The 16,276-nt window shown below is 66.3% G+C and carries 13 protein-coding genes; all 13 read right to left on the reverse strand.

Annotation, left to right across the window (positions count from 1 at the left end; translation table 11 throughout):
- Positions 1-7: 7 nt before the first annotated feature.
- The gene (locus ACIBH4_RS11425; protein ID WP_362766958.1) at positions 8-1,240 is read right to left on the reverse strand and encodes an AAA family ATPase; all 1,233 of its coding nucleotides are present in this window, start codon (positions 1,238-1,240) and stop codon (positions 8-10) included.
- 157 nt (positions 1,241-1,397) lie between these two features.
- Positions 1,398-1,787 carry a hypothetical protein gene (locus ACIBH4_RS11430; RefSeq protein WP_362766961.1) on the reverse strand — a complete coding sequence of 130 codons (390 nt, stop codon included), beginning with the start codon at positions 1,785-1,787 and terminating at the stop codon, positions 1,398-1,400.
- A 382-nt stretch (positions 1,788-2,169) separates the two neighbouring features.
- Positions 2,170-2,970: a recombinase family protein gene (locus tag ACIBH4_RS11435; RefSeq protein ID WP_362766964.1), complete on the reverse strand. Its 801-nt coding sequence runs from the start codon at positions 2,968-2,970 to the stop codon at positions 2,170-2,172.
- A gap of 121 nt (positions 2,971-3,091) precedes the next feature.
- Positions 3,092-6,163 carry an HsdR family type I site-specific deoxyribonuclease gene (locus ACIBH4_RS11440; protein WP_362766967.1) on the reverse strand — a complete coding sequence of 1,024 codons (3,072 nt, stop codon included), beginning with the start codon at positions 6,161-6,163 and terminating at the stop codon, positions 3,092-3,094.
- Between the two features lie 15 nt (positions 6,164-6,178).
- On the reverse strand, positions 6,179-7,360 hold the full coding sequence (locus ACIBH4_RS11445; RefSeq protein WP_362766970.1) for a restriction endonuclease subunit S: 1,182 nt from the start codon (positions 7,358-7,360) through the stop codon (positions 6,179-6,181).
- Positions 7,353-8,927: an N-6 DNA methylase gene (locus ACIBH4_RS11450; protein ID WP_362766973.1), complete on the reverse strand. Its 1,575-nt coding sequence runs from the start codon at positions 8,925-8,927 to the stop codon at positions 7,353-7,355. Before ACIBH4_RS11450 ends, ACIBH4_RS11445 begins: the two co-directional genes overlap by 8 nt.
- A 444-nt stretch (positions 8,928-9,371) precedes the next feature.
- Entirely contained in the window at positions 9,372-10,436 is a 1,065-nt protein-coding gene (locus tag ACIBH4_RS11455; protein WP_399171924.1) for an integrase, read from the reverse strand.
- A 226-nt stretch (positions 10,437-10,662) separates the two neighbouring features.
- A complete protein-coding gene (locus tag ACIBH4_RS11460; RefSeq protein ID WP_362766979.1) occupies positions 10,663-10,968 on the reverse strand; it encodes a hypothetical protein in 306 nt (101 codons plus the stop codon).
- A 352-nt stretch (positions 10,969-11,320) separates the two neighbouring features.
- Positions 11,321-11,857, reverse strand: coding sequence for a hypothetical protein (locus ACIBH4_RS11465; protein WP_362766982.1), 537 nt, complete (start codon positions 11,855-11,857; stop codon positions 11,321-11,323).
- On the reverse strand, positions 11,841-12,308 hold the full coding sequence (locus ACIBH4_RS11470; protein ID WP_362766998.1) for a type II toxin-antitoxin system antitoxin SocA domain-containing protein: 468 nt from the start codon (positions 12,306-12,308) through the stop codon (positions 11,841-11,843). The genes ACIBH4_RS11465 and ACIBH4_RS11470 overlap by 17 nt, the downstream gene beginning before the upstream one ends.
- Before the next feature lie 593 nt (positions 12,309-12,901).
- Positions 12,902-13,093 carry a hypothetical protein gene (locus tag ACIBH4_RS11475; protein ID WP_350946925.1) on the reverse strand — a complete coding sequence of 64 codons (192 nt, stop codon included), beginning with the start codon at positions 13,091-13,093 and terminating at the stop codon, positions 12,902-12,904.
- Between the two features lie 335 nt (positions 13,094-13,428).
- Positions 13,429-13,938 carry a hypothetical protein gene (locus tag ACIBH4_RS11480; RefSeq protein ID WP_399171928.1) on the reverse strand — a complete coding sequence of 170 codons (510 nt, stop codon included), beginning with the start codon at positions 13,936-13,938 and terminating at the stop codon, positions 13,429-13,431.
- Between the two features lie 91 nt (positions 13,939-14,029).
- Positions 14,030-16,216, reverse strand: a complete 2,187-nt coding sequence (locus ACIBH4_RS11485) for an LAGLIDADG family homing endonuclease (protein ID WP_399171929.1) — start codon at positions 16,214-16,216, stop codon at positions 14,030-14,032.
- Between the last annotated feature and the right edge of the window lie 60 nt (positions 16,217-16,276).

The following is a 16,276-nucleotide window of genomic DNA, read 5'->3' on the forward strand; positions in this document are numbered from 1 at the left end:
CCCCTTCTCAGACGGTGATCATGGAGGCGTCCATGCCGAGCGCCTCGACCATCACGCGGGCGTGCACGGCGCGGCGCTTGGCGTCGATCTCGGCGATCTGGGTGGTGGAGCGGCCCGCTGCCTTCGACTGCTGAAGCAGCTCCTCCAGGCGCTGGCCGGCCTTGCGGAGCTTCCCGTTCGCCTCGTTGATGGCCCAGTCGGCGACTTCCTCCCGCGACTTGCCCGCGAGCGCGTCCAGCTCGACCTCCAGCGCGGTGACACCGTCCAGCAGGGTCAGCGCCTCACGCGCGTGCGGGTTGATGAGCTGCAGCACCTCCCGTTCCACGGCGGGCTGGTCTTCGGGGGCGTCCCACAGCACGTGGGTGAGGATCTGCAAGTCGTTGACCTCGACGCTGGGGCGGCCCTCGAGGAACGCCAGCGCCTGCAGCAGCCGCATCGCCTGCCGCCACCGGCGGTCGGAGGCGATGATCCCGGCGCGGCGCAGCGCGGTACGCAGCGTGCACACGATGTCCACGATGGGGTCGGTGACGGCGACGGCGGGCACGTGGGTTCGGATGGCGGTCTGCAGGTCGGCCAGCGCCACCGTGGTCGGCGCCGCGGCGACGGGGGCGGAGGTGGAGGTGGAGCGCAGCAGCCGCGCGAAGTTGCTGAGGTCGGCCAGGTAGTCGACCCTGATGCGGACGAGCAGCCGGTCGTAGATGGCGGCGCTTTCCTCACCGGACGGCAGCTCGTTGCTGGCCGTGATCGCGGTGAGCAGCGGGCATTCGATCGGGGCGCCCCCGTTCTCCGGGTGGTACAGGCGTTCGTTGAGGAGCCCCAGCAGTTCGTTCAATGCCCCAGGCCCGCATTTAAAGATCTCGTCGATGAACGCGATGTCGGCCTGCGTGGCACGGCCCTCGAACACCTGCGTGTAGGTGCCCTGCATCAGGGCGGCCACGTCGATCGGGCCGAACATGCGCTTGGGGTCGCTGTACTTGCTGAGCAGGATCTCCCACATCCGGGCGCCGGCGATGCGGCCGGTCAGCTCCCGCGCGAGTTCGGATTTGGCCGTTCCGGGCGGGCCGAGCAGCAGGCTGTGCTGGCCGGCCAGCATGGCGGCCACCAGCGTCTGCACCACCCCGGAGCGTTCCATGTAGCGGTCGGAGACCTCGCTGACGATCGCCCGCAGCTGGGCGGCGGTGACGCTGCCGTTCCCGGGGTCGGCCGGGCCGTGCGGGTGTTGTGCTGCTGTGGTGGTCATTGCCCCTCCTGGTCGGTGCCGGGAGCCCTGAACAACTCCCGATATATCTTCATCATATCTAGTTATACTATTGATAGTCGCAGGTTTCGGGGAAAATAACTCTGAATTCCCCGCCGCCGGGAGGGCGCCCCACGAAGGGGCACCCTCCGGCGGCCGGCTACGCGCCGTCCACCACGTCCCGGACGCGAAGCTCCTCCCCCCGCACCTCGACGACCGCGCCGAGCGGCAGCCGCCCGGCCAGGGCGATCAGCGAGTCCGCCTCGACCGCGATCGCCGCCTCCACGCCGGGGACAGGGAAGGCGTACGCGGAGATCAGCGCCTGGACGTAGTCGTCGCGGCTCATGTCGACCTCGCGCACCAGGGCGGTGGTCGTGGCCTTCGCCGAGTCGAACCCGGCGAAGGATCGGGCGCAGCCACACCCTCCGGCGGGGTCGCCGCCGTCGCGCCCGCAGGCGGACGCGAAGCGAACGAGCTCGCCCTCCTTGCAGTAGTGGAAGTCGTCGCCGCGGCGCCCCTGCGTCTGGGTCGTCGCTACCAGCAGATGCATGTAAACCCCTCCTTTTTGTATATCAAAAGCATAGCAAATTATGAACTTGATATACAGCTGGTGGTGTGATGAATTCCGCACCTCACAGGAACATCACGACGCCACAACCGCCGGCCTACGAACAGCCCCAGCCCCGGCACTCACCACGCGGGCGGGCGCTCCTGATAGCCACACGCCCCGCAGTAGTCGTTCGCGGCGTCTTGCGGATGAGCCGATCCGGCGCCGCACGTCGGGCAGTGGAACACGTGCCCGCAGGCGCTGGGGCGACAGCAGGGAGGCGGCCTGCCCAAGCCACCCGGCTGGACAACGGTCGAAGAGTCGGCCACCCCCCGATCATCTCGTAACGGCCGTTGCCGCACAGGCCATACGGCCGACACCGGAACTATTCGTCGCGGTGAGGCACCCGCTCCTCGCCCCGGGTCACGATGACAGCGAGCGTTCTCGGCGGGAAGTGCACCGCATGCTCACCGCTGACCAGCACACCCAGGTTGTAAGGGGCGCAGCTGACGGTCAGCACGGCGACGTCCTTGCCGGCGATGTTGTACGGCTCGGACACCACGGCGAACAGCTGACCCTCACGCCACCATGACGAGCCGTGATCCAGCAGCCCGCCGTAGTCGATGTCGCAAACATCGTCGCGCCGCTCGTGGGCGGCGCGACGCTCGGGGTGGCGCAGCAAACACGGACAGCACCAAGGCTTCACCGTGACCCGCAGGTCCTTCTCCAGCTGGCTGACGCGTTCGGCACGTTCGGCGAGCTGCCGCTTCATTTCGGTGTTGCGCGCGACGCGCTGGGCGCGGATCTCCTGCCGCCAGCCGCACACGATGGGCGCGGCCGCCACGGTGAGGTCGCTGGCGGCGATGCGCCCCTGCTGCACGGAGCGAAGGTCGACTTCGGTCTGCAGCACCAGCTGCCTGACCTGTTCGAACTCCTCCGTCTTGCGGGTGAGCCGACCGAGGTCGAAGACCAGGACACGGTCCGCGCTGCCGTCGCCGACCTGGGCGAACGCGGCGGCACGACCGGACCGATGCGACCCGACGTCGCTGTGCTCGCCGACGACCACCCCTCCCTCGGAGACGACGTGGCCCCGCATCACGGCGAACTGACGTTCCAGCGGTTCATGCGTGTTCTCGGCGGCGAAAGCGTACAGAACCCACCTGACGGGGTCAGAAATCAAAGTCATCCACACAGCGTAAGAATTCAATCACCCGTCGTGGCATGACGTTATGAATTCGCGGCCTCGTCTGCCCAGCGAAGCAAAACGCGAAGGCCCGGCAGCCGCACGGGAGCCGGGCCTCTATTCGTCAGTCGACTAGGTAGTGGGCTTCGATGTAGGCGACGGTGGAGTCATATGGCTCCCCTACCGGCTTCAACATGTATCTGCGAAAGACTGCGGCGGTGGCGCGACGGGCGCCTCGGTTGCGGGCGTCGGCGTTGTCCCATGACCGGGCGAGGGTGCGGGTGACCACTTGGTCGATCTCCTCGGCCAGGTTTCTTTCCGTGATAGTGAGGCCGGGCGGTGCATGGTCGCGGATGATCCGCGTCAGGACACCCACGTGATCGTCGTCCAGCACGACGGCTTCATCAGGGTGCTTCCCCGCGTTCACGATGGCGCGAGCGATCCAGAGTGCCTCGGACAGGAACTCCAGGGCGTCCTGGGAGTTCTGGATGATCCGATCCCGCAGCAGCTTGATCCGCTCTGCGAGGGCGGTGTACTTCGCGGACCCTGGTTCGACACCCTTTTCGAGGGCGGCTTTGATGTGATCCAAGATCTCCGCCGCGGACGGCGGCTTCTTGTCGCCGTCGTCCCTGCCGGGCTTGGGGCGGACAAGGGACAGCAGTTCCTTGAGGATGGCGATGCCCTGCGCGTCCAGGACGAGGGCTTCCTCTCGGGTGGCGACCACGGAGAAGGAGTGGACGTGGGCGTTGATGATCTCCAGGACCATCGGCCCCAGCTCACTCAACCGCTCCTTCCTGTCCTCATCGGAGGACTTCTTGAACAAGGTCGTGTACACGGACCCGAACAGCCCTAAACCGTCGCGGTACTTGGCCACCCGCTTGTCGGTGCTGATGAGCGGGTACAGGCGAGCCAGGAGCCGGTAGTCCTTGGTGAACACTTCGGCGGCGCCGGGGTTGGCGTCCAGGAAGGCGTTGATGGCCCGTACGGACTCGTATCCGTGGACCGTGAGGTCGAGGCCGTCCACGTCTACGAAAAGGTCTTCGATGCGGGCGAAGGTGGTGCGGAACTCGTCGACCAGTTCGGACAGATCGGTGACGAACCCGCCGCCCTTGCCGGCCTCCGACGAGGTGGGGTCGATGACGGCCCGCTGGACTTCTTCGGCCAGCCCGATGTAGTCCACGATCACGCCGGAGGTCTTCACAAATCCGGTCGGGGACACCCAGGTGCGGTTCGGGCGAGTGATCGTCTGGAAGAGGGTGTGGGCCTTCAGCGGCTTGTCCAGGTAGAGGACGCCCTCGTTGGGGGCGTCGAACCCGGTCATCAGCTTCGCGGTCACCACGAGAAAGCACAGCGGGTCGTCGGGGGTGAGGAACCGCCGCTTCTGCTTTTCCTCCTCGGCCTCCGAAAGCTGGAACGGCCGCATGGCGGGGTCTTCGCTCTTGGCATCCGAGACGGAGATGTTCACCTCGGCGGTGATCCGACCATGCTTGCCGACCTCGGCGAGCACCTGTGACGCCTCGAAGCCGGCCAGCAGCTCGTTGATCTTGTCCGTGTATGCCACGGCCAGCTCACGGTTGTAGGCGACGACCTGGGCCTTCAGGCCGTTGCGGTAGGCGCCGGCCAGGTAGTGGTCCACGATGTCCTGGCAGACCGCGTGGATGCGGTCGGGGTTGGCGAACACCGAGGTGAGGCGCCCGAATTTGCGGGACAAGAGCTCACGGTCGGGGTCGTCGAGGTCGAAGTCATCGGCGAACTGGTCGAATTCGGCCTGCAACGCCTGGTCGTCTAAATCGAAGGCGACCGGGTGCGGGTCCAGCAGGACCGGGACGGTGGCCCCGTCCAGTAGAGACCGGGACACCGAATACCGGTGCAGAACCCTGTCCGAGTCGGTCTCTTCGCCGAAGAGGGCGAAGGTGTCGGTGGCGAGGTTCCTGATTGGGGTGCCGGTCATGCCGAAGAACTTCGCGTTCGGCAACGCTGCGCGCATCTGCCCGGCAAGGGACGTCGACTTGGCGGACTGGGTGCGGTGTGCCTCGTCGACCAACACGATGATGTTGTCCCGCATCGACAGGTTCTTGCCGGCGTCGGCGAACTTATGGACGGTCGTGGAGATGACGCCGCGCACGTCGTCGGCCAGCAGGGAACGTAACTCCTGGCCGGTGGTGGGCTGCTGGAAGTAGGCGCTCCCCATGGCGGAGGTGAAAACCCCGGAGGTCTGGCGGACGAGCTGGGTGCGGTCCGACAGCAGGATAATCGTGGGTGACTCGGTGCGGGTGTCGGCCAGCAGCAGTGAGGCGGCGAACACCATCAGCAGCGTCTTCCCGCTGCCCTGGTGGTGCCAGATCAGACCTTTCCGGCCGCCGGCCAGAACTCGCTCGTGGATGAGGTGGGCGGCCTCCATCTGGGGGTAGCGGGGCAGGTACTTCATGTCCACCCCGCCTCCGGAGGTGTCGAACAAGGCGAAGTTCGCCAGCATGTCCAAGACGGTGGCCGGGTTGAGCAGCAGTTCAGCGGAGCGCTGCACGTCGGCCTGCCCGGACAGGTTCTCATCGTCGGCAGTGGACCGGAACGGCTGCCACAGGTTCGTGGGGGCACCGGCGGCACCGAACCGCAGCCTCAGCCCGTCGGAAGCGACGGCAAAGACGTTGGGGGTGAAAAACCACGGGTACTCGGTGGCGTACACGTCGTTGATCTCGCGGACCGCATCCGCCCAACCAGACTTCGCGGTCGGCGACTTCACCTCAACCACCACCAGGGGCAGACCGTTGACCCAGTACACGAGGTCGAACCGGCGGGAGGTCTTGCCGGGGACAGTGATGGTCACCTCGTCCGACACGACCAGCGTGTTGGCGGTCGGATGCTCGAAGTCGATCACCTTCAAGGCATGCCACACGCCGCTGGCATCCCGGAACTCCTTGTGCCCGCGTAGCAGGCGCAGCACCTGCTCGTTGGCCCGCACCAACCCGCCCTCGACGGCGTTGACCGTGGCGACGATCTCCTCGACCACCGCGTCCACGTCGAACCCGCCGATCACTCCAGGGTTGAGCCGGACGACGGCGTCCCGCAGCTCGCTGGCGACGACTGTCTGCGTCGTTTCACGCGGCAACGACCTGCCCGCTGTGAAGGCCCAGCCCATGGGGAGGGACCACTGGATCATCAGGTTCTGGAACTCACGCTCTCGAATGCCCTTCGCCACGACTCAGCCCTCCAACTAAGCGGATTCAATGTCGATGGTGCGGTCCAGTAGCCCTTCCAGCAGCCTCGCCCGAACCTGACGAAGACGGGCCGCCTCAGCACGGATGGCCATGATCCCCCCGACCACGACGTCGCACCGCCGGACGTACTCACCCTGCTCAGGAAGCGGCGGAATGGGCACTCGAATAGCGCCGAAACCGCGCTTATTGATCTTAACCATCGACTTGCTCGTTCCACCCGCCGCAGCAGAGATAAGCGTCCGCAATTCGCGCGATGATAAAGCATGTTCGAGATAGTCCATGGAAACGCGAGACTCGTCTACACGAAGGCGCCAGATCAGATCAGGAATGAATGTCCCCTCAGGTACGTTCTTTGCGACGGCAACGAAGCCGACACGCTCTGGCGTGTTTGCCCGCGTTATGAGTAGGTCCCCGTTCTTCACCACATGACTAGGCGAGAACGCGGCGCCCTCTGTGAGCGTCTTTGCCTCAGAAGGCTTGAACCAACCACGCTGCACCGCGCTGAGCTTCAAGATTCGGTACTCGTCCTCAGCAGAGGCTTCTCCGCCAGCTTGGACGCTCTTGCCGCTGTCGATCCCCAGCAATACGTCACCGATGGGCTGCTGACCCGTCTCTGGCAAGTCCGAGCGCAGGAACTCCAGAATCCCCTCCAGCGCCTCGGATTCGGTATCGAGTGCGGCGATCTGGTCGTCAACTGCGTCGAGTATCTCGACGATCCCCACCTGTACCTCGCGGGGTGGGATCGGGAGTTCGATCTGCAAGAGTTGCTCTGGGGTGAGGCGCTTACGCCGTTGAACTGTCCCGCTCACCCGGTTCTTCATTTCTGCCCACAGTCGTGGTGAGCGGCAGACGTGTCTCATCCAGTCGGGCATCAGTTCTGGACCAAGCGTGAATGTCGGGAACTCGTTGCTGACGACGAATCCGTCGAACTCGGCAGGTACTACGGTGATCGGGCCTTCCCACGCGGTCAGCTTTCGCATCACGACCTGGTCGACGCGCAGCACGTTCATTGCCGCGTACTCTGTGTCTCCGCCGTCGAGTTCGCCTTTAGCGACAAGCCCCTGTCCTGCGTTCAGGACCCCGGCCAGACGGTAGGTGGTTGCAGGCATCATCGGTGTGCGCTGGATGTCGAGGCGCATCACCTCTCCGAGCTGGCGAAGCGGATAATCGTCACTCATCGAAGCCCTCGATCCCTGCGGCGGAGAGGACGGCGAGCATGCGCTGTTCGGTCTTTTGGCGCTCAGCGCGGGCGATGTTGTAGGCATCGATGAGTGTGCCGAGGTCTTCCTGCTCGGCGGCGGCCTGCTTGATGTAACGGCCGATGTTGAGGTTGAACCCGTTCGCCGCGATCTCCGTGGAGGGAACGAATTTCGCCGCGAGTCCGCCTTCTCCGTCGGGGTCCACCGGGTTGCCGTCAGCGTCCATTTTGGAGTGGTAGGCGGTCACAATGTCGGCGATGTCGGCATCAGTGAGGATGTTGCGGTTCTTGGCCTTGGCGAACCGATTGGAGGCGTCGATGAACAGGACGCCGCCCTGCCGCTCCGGGTCCTTCGTGCCGGGTGCGCGGAACACCAGGATCGCCGTGGGGATGGTGGTGTTGTAGAAGAGGTTGGCAGGTAGGCCGATGACTGCTTCGAGCAGGTCATCGTCTAGGACGCGCTGGCGGATGGCTGCCTCTTGACCACCTCGGAAGAGAACACCGTGCGGCAAGACGACGGCGGCGCGCCCCTTCTTCGGGCTCATGCTGGCGATCATGTGCTGGACGAATGCCCAGTCCGCCGTCGACGGTGGGGCGACCCCGCCGAGGATGCGCGGGTCATTGCTCCAGGGCTTCCACTTCAGGCTGTAGGGCGGATTAGCGACGATCACGTCGAACTGCGCGACGGACCCATCGGACTTCTTGAAGCGCGGGTCCTTCAGGGTGTCGCCGACCTCGACCTTGAACTGGGTGAGGTTGTGCATGAAGAGGTTCATGCGGGCCACACCCGCGGTGTCCGGTACGGCCTCCTGCCCGTACAACTTGAGTGTGTAGCCACGTCCGCCGCGGGCCTTCAGGAGGTTAGCGGAGGCGATGAGCATGCCGCCCGACCCGCAGGTCGGGTCGTACACCGACTCGTGGCCCTTGGGATCCAGGACCTCGACGATCAACTCGACGACCTCACGGGAGGTGAAGAACTGGCCGGCTCGGGTGCCAGACCCGTCGGAGAACCGCTTCAGCAAGTACTCGTACGCCCCACCGAGGACGTCGTGGGACATGTTGCCTTCATGCATCTTCGGAGTGCGGTCCATCGTCTGCATAACCGCCGCCAGTACCTCCCTCGACAGCACCTCTTCAGAGGTCCAGGTCATGGACCCGAACAAGCGGGAGAACTTGTCAGGGTTGGCTGTCTCGATGGCCTGCAGAGAGGCGCGGACGCGGTGGCCGAGGCCGGGCTGGGTGATGGTGGCGAGGATGGACGTCCAGGAGGCGCGACGCTGCTGGACAGTGTTGGGGTGGATAAACGGGATTTCGAACGACTGGTAGTCGCGGTACTCGATCTCGTGGGCTTCCTCGGGGGACAGGTCGTCCAAGCCCGCATTGTCGGACAGGAACAGCTCGTGCTGGTGCTCCCAGGTATCCGACAGGTACTTCCAGAACATCAGCGGGAAGATGACGGAAGAGTACTGCGCCTCGGGCATCGCCACGCGCAGCTCGTCGGCGGCATCCCACAACCGGTTCTCAATCTCCTGCTGGGTCACTTTCATCAGTCGGGGGTCCTCGCTCGTCAAGGTGGCGACCCGAAGGCCGTGGGATTTCTGCTGGTCACCCAATCGCGGGCGTAACCGGCATGTGTGCGCCGGACGCGGCCTCAGGAAGAACACACAAGGTGTCGTACTCCTGTGTGAGCGACCCACCAACGATATCCCTCGCCAGGATCACGGACTTCGACAACAGGTGATCCTTCTTCCGCGCTCAAACAGGCTGCCCTCCTGCTATAGGTCGGCATCTCCGTCCCAATCTCCCAAGAGCGGCATCATGACAGACCCCACCGACAGAACGAGCTCACAGCCACGGAGCCTCGAGAGCAGCAGTGTCCTGCACCGAACCCGCTAGAGGACACGAGGTTTCCCCTTTTAGGAGAGGAACGACCCACGTCACAAGGTTGAGCTGCCGACATGGGTCTCAGACACCAGATGGCGGGGCTGTTTTCACAGTCCGACACCGCGCATGGCGTTGTCACGCCAGCGGTCGACGGCGCGGATGTAGCGCAGCAGCACGGGCGAGGTCGGAGACCAGCGGCCGTGCTTGGCGATGACGGAGATGGGGCGGCCAGCGGCGTAGGCGACGGTGGCGCCGCCGGCGCGGAGGCTGTGCGCGGTGTACTCCGCGGCGCGCGGGACGCCGGCCCGGATGGCGCAGGAGCGGACGATCTCGTTGATGGCGTCGCCGCCGAGGGACCGGCCGATGGTGTCGTGCACGTAGAGGCGGCGCAGCAGGCGGCCGTCGTGGTGGCCGGCCTCGTCGAGGAGGCGGGTCCAGGTCAGCCAGGCGTCGACCGGGTCGGTGAGCGGGTGGTCTCCCCGCGGGACGGCGATGATCTCGCCGACGCTGTTCTTGTCGGTCTTGCTGGTGCGGATGGCCACGTCCAGGCCGTGCTCGGTCTGGGTGACGTCGGCGCGGTTGAGGGCGACCAGTTCGGAGCGGCGGCCCATGAGGGCCAGGCCGAGGACCAGGAGGAGCCGGTCGCGGATGCCGACCACGGTGTTCTCGGGGCAGGCGTCGACCATGGCGCGCAGGACGGGGATGGTGACGGGGGGTGCTTCCTTCTGGTGGCGTTGCCCGTTCTCGGCGAGGTGGCGGCGGTGCTGGCGCAGGACTTGCAGGGCGGCGCGGCCGTGGGGCTGGCCTTCGTGTCCGGCGGTGGTGTGGCAGCTGCGGATCGCGCCCATCGCCTGTTCGATGCTGGCCGGGGCGTAGCCGGTGTCGGCGAGGTGTGTCACGTAGTCGGTGAAGGTCTGTGCGGTCGCCGGCAGCGGCACGCGGCTGCCGTTGGCGGCGCACCAGGTGGTGAAGGCGTTCCATTGGCGGGTGTAGGCGCGGCGGGTGTTGGCGGGGACGCTGTCGGCGAGCCGCACACGCGTGCTGTCCGAGATGGTGAAGTCCGCAGCCGTGTAGGCGGGTTCCGCTGGTATGGGCGCGGTGCCTGCCTGGTCGGGTATGGCGAGTTCCACCCCGATCTCTCCCCTGCTTGTCGAGTACCCGCGATAAGCCACCTTATCGCGGGTATAAAGGCAGGGTCAGAACAACGCGCAAGATTCAACCTCAAGGTCAAGGGAACGCCACGACCGCATCTTCCCGTGCTGCAGCCACCAGCCCTCCAGCCAATAACCTGGGCTGCAGCCCTTAAGCCACGCACAGCCGACACATCACAGTCCGGCTACTTCGATCGTCGCCCTCCTCTCCCCAAGGGACGATCATGGGGTGGAAAGCTGGGCAAAGTTAATCGAAGCTATCGCAGGGCTGATAGGAGCCCTGGCATGGCCGATAGCCATCGTCATAGCCGTTTGGCTGATCATGCGGCGACATCAAGAGGCATTCGGACGACTCATCGACCGGGTGAAGATGGTCAGCTACCCGGGTGGGCAGATCGACCTGGATGCCCTCGAGGCCGCCCAGCGCGCCCAAGTGGATGAGCTGGCCGAGCAGGCTGCGGAGCCACAAGCAGACGATGATCAGCGGCGAGCTGCTGTTGATGTCCTGCGCCTGGAGGCAGAGCGACTGGGCCAGCTGCAGGCCGCCAGACACCTCACCTTGGTGAGGTGTCCCAACCCGACCTGTGGCACCGAGTTCCATGGCCGCCCCCGAGGTGGTGTCTTCAGGTGTCCACAATGTTGGGCGGTCATCTCTTTCAAGAGCGTCATGGAAGCTCAGCGAGAGCACCGAGAGCCAGAGACGGGCGAGTGACTGAAGACTCCTCCCGGAGGAAGGCTTAGAACCGTTTCCATCCCCGCCCCTTACGGAGGGGTCGAAGCAGCGAAGGAGCCCCCGCCAATGGGGGCTCCTTCGCGTTGCGCTGGCCCTCGATTCCTACCGTCGGAGCCGAGACCAGCGCAGGAGGCAGAAAACCCCAGGCCGGGAAGCGGGACTCCTCGGCCCGTTAACCGTGATCCACGGGAGACACGAGGTGCTCCGGGTCCCACCAGATCGGATAGAACACCCGCGGGGACTCGTTCGACAGCACGCCCCACAGGCGGCCCTTTTGCATGATCCGGAAGCGGAACAGCTCATCCCAGTCGTCCAGGCCGAGATCGCCGAGCCGTTTCTGTGCCTCGGCGCACAGGCTGCCCACCGGCTGGGCGTGATGCTTGGCCAGGGAGCGGCTCTTGCTGTGCGCCTGCTGGACGCGGATCTCTCTCCAGGTCAGCCGCTCCATCGCGGTCAACGCTTCGATGATCGTCATCAGGGTGGCGCCGTCGATCTTCCATGACCAGCTCCCATCATGCTCGCGATCGAGCAGCGACAGGCGCCACACGGGGTGGCGCAGGTCATCGTCATCGCTGTTGGTATGGACCCCGAGCAGCTTCTTCGGTGCGATCGGTTTGCCTGCCCCAGGTGCAAGAGAGCCCGGCACGACGGGCTTGCTCTTGCCTTTTGGGACTGCTGGGACAGGCTGCCGCTTATCCCTCTTCGCCATGCGAGACGGCCGTCACCATGGTGTCGAAGAACTCGAACATGTCCTCGTCGGTGAGGGGTTCGGCGCTGCGTTCCATGGGGGACGCGCCTGCGCGCTCGCGGGCGAACATCCACGGCTTCTCGGCGTGGGTCATCTGGGACAGCTGGTTGGCGGTGAAGTCGCTGTAGGAGGCCAAGACGAGGTCGATGGACTCGCGCTCGCCTTCGTCCAGGACGTTGATGTCGCCGTTGATGTCGCCGGCCTGGAGTTGGAATCGGCCGCGGTGCTTGGCGTACAGGGCGGGGGAAACGGGGCCGTTGGCCCAGGCTTCGAAGCGCTCGGGAAACAGCTGTCGTTCTTCCCAGGCGAGGTGGTAGCCGTAGGAGTAGTAGCAGAGCTTCTGCAGCTTCATGGCCGTCGTGGGGCCGAGCTTGTCGAGGATGTAGGCGGCTACGTCTTGAATGTGTGCCATGGTGCCACCTCCTCCTGCTTCGTTAGCTCTTACGGTATCTGGCCCTGGTTTCCGTCTCTTGATCGGCATGTGGTTCCCGGTTCAGTCTCGCTGTTCCACGGTTTCACGGAGGAAGGGAATCGGCAATACTTTCGAATACTTTTGCCGTGCTTGATCCCTGTGTTGCGAACGTGCAACTCTGCCACCTCCTGGTGATCGTCCGCAGGCAGACGTGGCGATGCCCCGCCACGTGGGGCAGGGGCGTCTACGGTTCTACTCCTGCCGGCCCTCGGGCGGGCAGCCCGCGACGGGTCGACATGCCTGCGCCGTCGAGCCGGCGGCAGGGCGCCGGCGCCCCCGGAAGGGCTCGCGCACTCATGGGCGGCGGCGGGCCTCTCCGAGCGGCAGGCCACCATTTACTCTTCCACCGTCACCGAGGCGCGCGCGCTGAATCCGTCCGGGCGGCGTTCCGCGGCCGTTTCGTTCCGGCCTCATCCGCACCCGTTCTCATCCGGACCCGTTGGGCTCCACCTGGCCGGCGGGTCCGCCGAGGAACGTCAGCACGCGGACGCTCCCGCGCTCCGCAGAGCGGCGGGAGCGTCCGGGCCCACCGCCTACATGCGGCTTCGGGCCTCCTCGACCTCGCCGGCGGCCTTGGCCTTCTGGAGCAGGGAGAGGAGCAGTTCGCCCTCGCCGCGGCTGCTCGCCATGGTCTCCTCCACGAACTCCCACTCCTGCGGGGTGAGCGTGGCCTCCTTCAGGAGCTCCTCCGCGGTGGCCAGCATGGTGGTCGTCTCGTTGCCCATTTTCGTCTCCTTGTAGATCGCCACCGTTTTTCTTATATCAATATCATAAGAATCTATATGTCAGATAGCAATCGGGAGGCGAGGGAAGTTCCGGCCCCTGAACGGCTCCCCCGCAGGCCACACACCATCCAGAAGGAGGCCGCGACCCCAGAGACCTCCGCCTCCTTGAGCAAAACGGCGACAGCACAGCCAGGTACCGGACCCCCGAGCAGGAGCGGCGTCGCCCCAGCGTGGCCGCGTGGCATGTCGCCGCGGTTCTCGGTGAGGCGCAGAGGGCTGGGCCTGGCCTGCGCGAACCGGCCCGCACCCCCGGCTGATCCGCGACGCGCTCCGCCCTAACGTCCGGTGCTGCCGAAACTACGCTGGTATCCGGCCGCCGCCCCCGACCCGCCGGGGCCGGGCCGCTGCGGCAGCGGCGCGTGGATCGCCGTCCCGCTGTTCGGGATCGGCAAAAGCCCGTACACCAGGTATACCGACGCGTCGATCCGGCCCGGCGAGTCCGGGTCGGTCGGCATCCACGTCGCCCACTCCCGTTCGAGGTCGGTGTGAACCCCACGCAACCGCACCTTGTCCAGGATCATCTGCTGCGCGATCGGCTCAGCCCGCAAGACCTTGCCCTGCTTGGCGCGAACCGACTTCACCAGCGGCGGCAGCTTCCGCTCCGGAATCTCCCCGCTGCGCTGCAGCGCCTCCCACGAGGTGCGTATCGCCAGCTCGCACATGTCGCCGCCGTAGTTGCTCTCCACGAACACCACACCCGCGTTCGTCTCGTGCGCCAGCCTGCACGCCGCGGTGGACCACTCCGTCGACGACATGACCCCCGACCAGTCGTGGGTGATCCACACCCGGTTGTCGTCACCGAGGAACCCTCCGACGACGCCCGCGGTGTCGCGGCCGCCGCCGGACGGGTCAACCGCGACGGCGATCTTCTGCGGTTCAACGCCTTCCCCCCGGTCGCGGGGGGGGGGGGCGGGCCCCCCCCCCCCCCCCCCGCCCCCCCCCCCCCGCCGGGGGCCACCCCCCCACCCCCCCGCCGCCGCCCGGGGGGCCGGGCCCCCCGCCGGGGGGGACACCCGCGCGGGCGATCTTGGGCGGTACACCGCCCCCCCCCGGGGCGCGGAGCGGCCGCCGCCGCCCCCCCGACACCAGGGCGCCCTCCGACGGCTGCGGGTCACCTTGGCCGAGCGCGTGCCAGTCCCGCACGATCGACGTGCGTTTCATATCGTGCCACCAGGCCAGCAGCGCCGCCCGATCCCGGGTGCGGATCTTCGGGTGCGGCAGCGGATCTCCGGGCTGCCTGCCGAGCGGGTCAACACCGAACTTCGGGTCGGCGATCGCCGGCAGGTGCACAACCTTCCACCGGCCGCCTTCCTCCAGGCGGCCCTCCTCGGCGAGGCGCCGGCCAGCCAGGTCGTCCGGATGCCACCTCGTCAGGATGATCACCACGGCGTTACGATCGGGCTGCAGCCGCTTCAGCGCAGTGCTGGAGTACCAGTCGTGGACGGCCTGCCGCATGCGGGAGGACTCGGCGTCGGCGCGGTCCTTGTGCGGGTCGTCGACCACCAGCAGGTTCACGCTGAACCCGGTGAGGCCAGCGCCCACACCGACGGAGCGCACCCCTCCCCCGGTGGCCAGATCCCAGTCCTTGGCCGCCCCCGACCCGTCCTTGACGTGCAGGCCGTACTCGTGACCATGCTCGTCGACCAGGTCGCGAATCACCTTGCCGCGGCGCAACGCCAGGTCATCGGAGTACGACGCGACAGCGATCTTGTCCTGAGGGTGCTTGGCCAGCCACCAGAACGGGCCCCACTCCGCAACCGACGTGCTGTTGTGCACCACCAAGTCGTCGGAGGTGAACGTGTGGTCGTCCTCGACAGTCAAGCACAGGCACTCCTGTTCTCCGTGCGGCTCAACCGACACGATCGCATCGGCCGCGAGCTGCACGTCGAAGTCAGTCCGCGGGAGCAGGTGCCCGGCCAGAGCTGCGGCCCGCTTGTCATTGGTTAGGCGGATCCATTTCTGGAACTTGGCGACGTCGTCTCGGGCGATCACCATCAGCCGGAAGGAGATGTGCTCAGCGTCGTTGTAGCTGCCCTTCTTCGTGCGGATCATGGACCGGATGCCGAGCCGCAGCAGCAGATGCTGGACGTCCTTCACAAGGTCAAGGCTGACCGAGTACAGCTCAACCGCAACGTCCTTCCTCATCTCGCCATCGCGTCCCTTGCCTCGCGAGCTTACGACGCCGTCGCAGTCCCAGTAGCCCGCGATGAACTCGGCGATCACCTCGGGCGGGCTGGTGAACACGGCCGGGGGGACCCGCTTCGTCCAGGACGTCTTGTGGGCGAGGCCGTGCTTGACGAGCCAGGGGCGGGCGCCGCCGGAGATGTTGACGCGGCCTCGGGCGGTTCGGGCGGTCGAGTTGTTGGCGACGAAGCCGAGCACCTCGCAGCACCGGTCGATGCTCTCGCGCACCCCAGGGCTGAACGTGGTGATATTGCAGTTGAACTGTCCGACGCCGCTGAGGGAGCTGACAGCGCCGTCGCCGACGAACAGGCCGAGCAGTCGGGCCTCTTCGGGGAGCAGTTCTCCGGCTGGCCTGGTGGCTGGGCGTGGCACGGTCGCGAGAGCCTGCCCCGGCACCAGGTCTCCGGCATTGACCCAGCCCTCAGGCGTGAGGAACGGATGGTCCAGGGCGGCGACGGTTATGCGACCGCCGTGCGTAGTGATCCGGACGGTCGGCAGCTTGCCCTGCTGGTGTACGGCCGACACGCGACGCGGGCGTCCCGTGTGAGTGATGACTTCCTCTCCGACTTCGATCTCGTCGATGCGTTTCCGCGAGCCGTCTCCCATGAGGATCATCGACCCAACGTAGACGGGCTTTCCCACCTGCGGAGGAGTAACGACCAATAAGCGGTCGTATTCACCGCGTTCGAGCGTGGCGAACGCCTCGCCGATCACCCGCAGGTGCGGCCGCATCCGAAAGTTCGCGTCCAGGCCGCGGGCCAAGGAGATCGGCGTACGGAGCAGGTCACCTCTGGTGGCGTGCGACGCGGCGGCGAGCCGCCGGTAAAGGTCGACGTCGTCCAGGTGGCCCAGCTGGTCGGTGAGGTCCTGGCCGCTCAACCGCGGACGCTGCCCTCGGGTACTTCAGGCCATGCGGACCGGTCGTGGCCGCTACCAGGG

Source organism: Streptosporangium sp. NPDC050284 (assembly GCF_044459525.1).
In the GTDB taxonomy this organism is placed as follows: Bacteria; Actinomycetota; Actinomycetes; order Streptosporangiales; family Streptosporangiaceae; genus Streptosporangium.

What these genes read in the sequence shown, in the direction of transcription:
- ACIBH4_RS11425 (WP_362766958.1), bottom strand. Translation starts at nt 1,240, where the DNA reads ATGACCACCACAGCAGCACAACACCCGCACGGCCCGGCCGACCCCGGG.
- ACIBH4_RS11430 (WP_362766961.1), bottom strand. Translation starts at nt 1,787, where the DNA reads ATGCATCTGCTGGTAGCGACGACCCAGACGCAGGGGCGCCGCGGCGAC.
- ACIBH4_RS11435 (WP_362766964.1), bottom strand. Translation starts at nt 2,970, where the DNA reads ATGACTTTGATTTCTGACCCCGTCAGGTGGGTTCTGTACGCTTTCGCC.
- ACIBH4_RS11445 (WP_362766970.1), bottom strand. Translation starts at nt 7,360, where the DNA reads ATGAGTGACGATTATCCGCTTCGCCAGCTCGGAGAGGTGATGCGCCTC.
- ACIBH4_RS11450 (WP_362766973.1), bottom strand. Translation starts at nt 8,927, where the DNA reads ATGAAAGTGACCCAGCAGGAGATTGAGAACCGGTTGTGGGATGCCGCC.
- ACIBH4_RS11465 (WP_362766982.1), bottom strand. Translation starts at nt 11,857, where the DNA reads ATGGCGAAGAGGGATAAGCGGCAGCCTGTCCCAGCAGTCCCAAAAGGC.
- ACIBH4_RS11470 (WP_362766998.1), bottom strand. Translation starts at nt 12,308, where the DNA reads ATGGCACACATTCAAGACGTAGCCGCCTACATCCTCGACAAGCTCGGC.
- ACIBH4_RS11475 (WP_350946925.1), bottom strand. Translation starts at nt 13,093, where the DNA reads ATGGGCAACGAGACGACCACCATGCTGGCCACCGCGGAGGAGCTCCTG.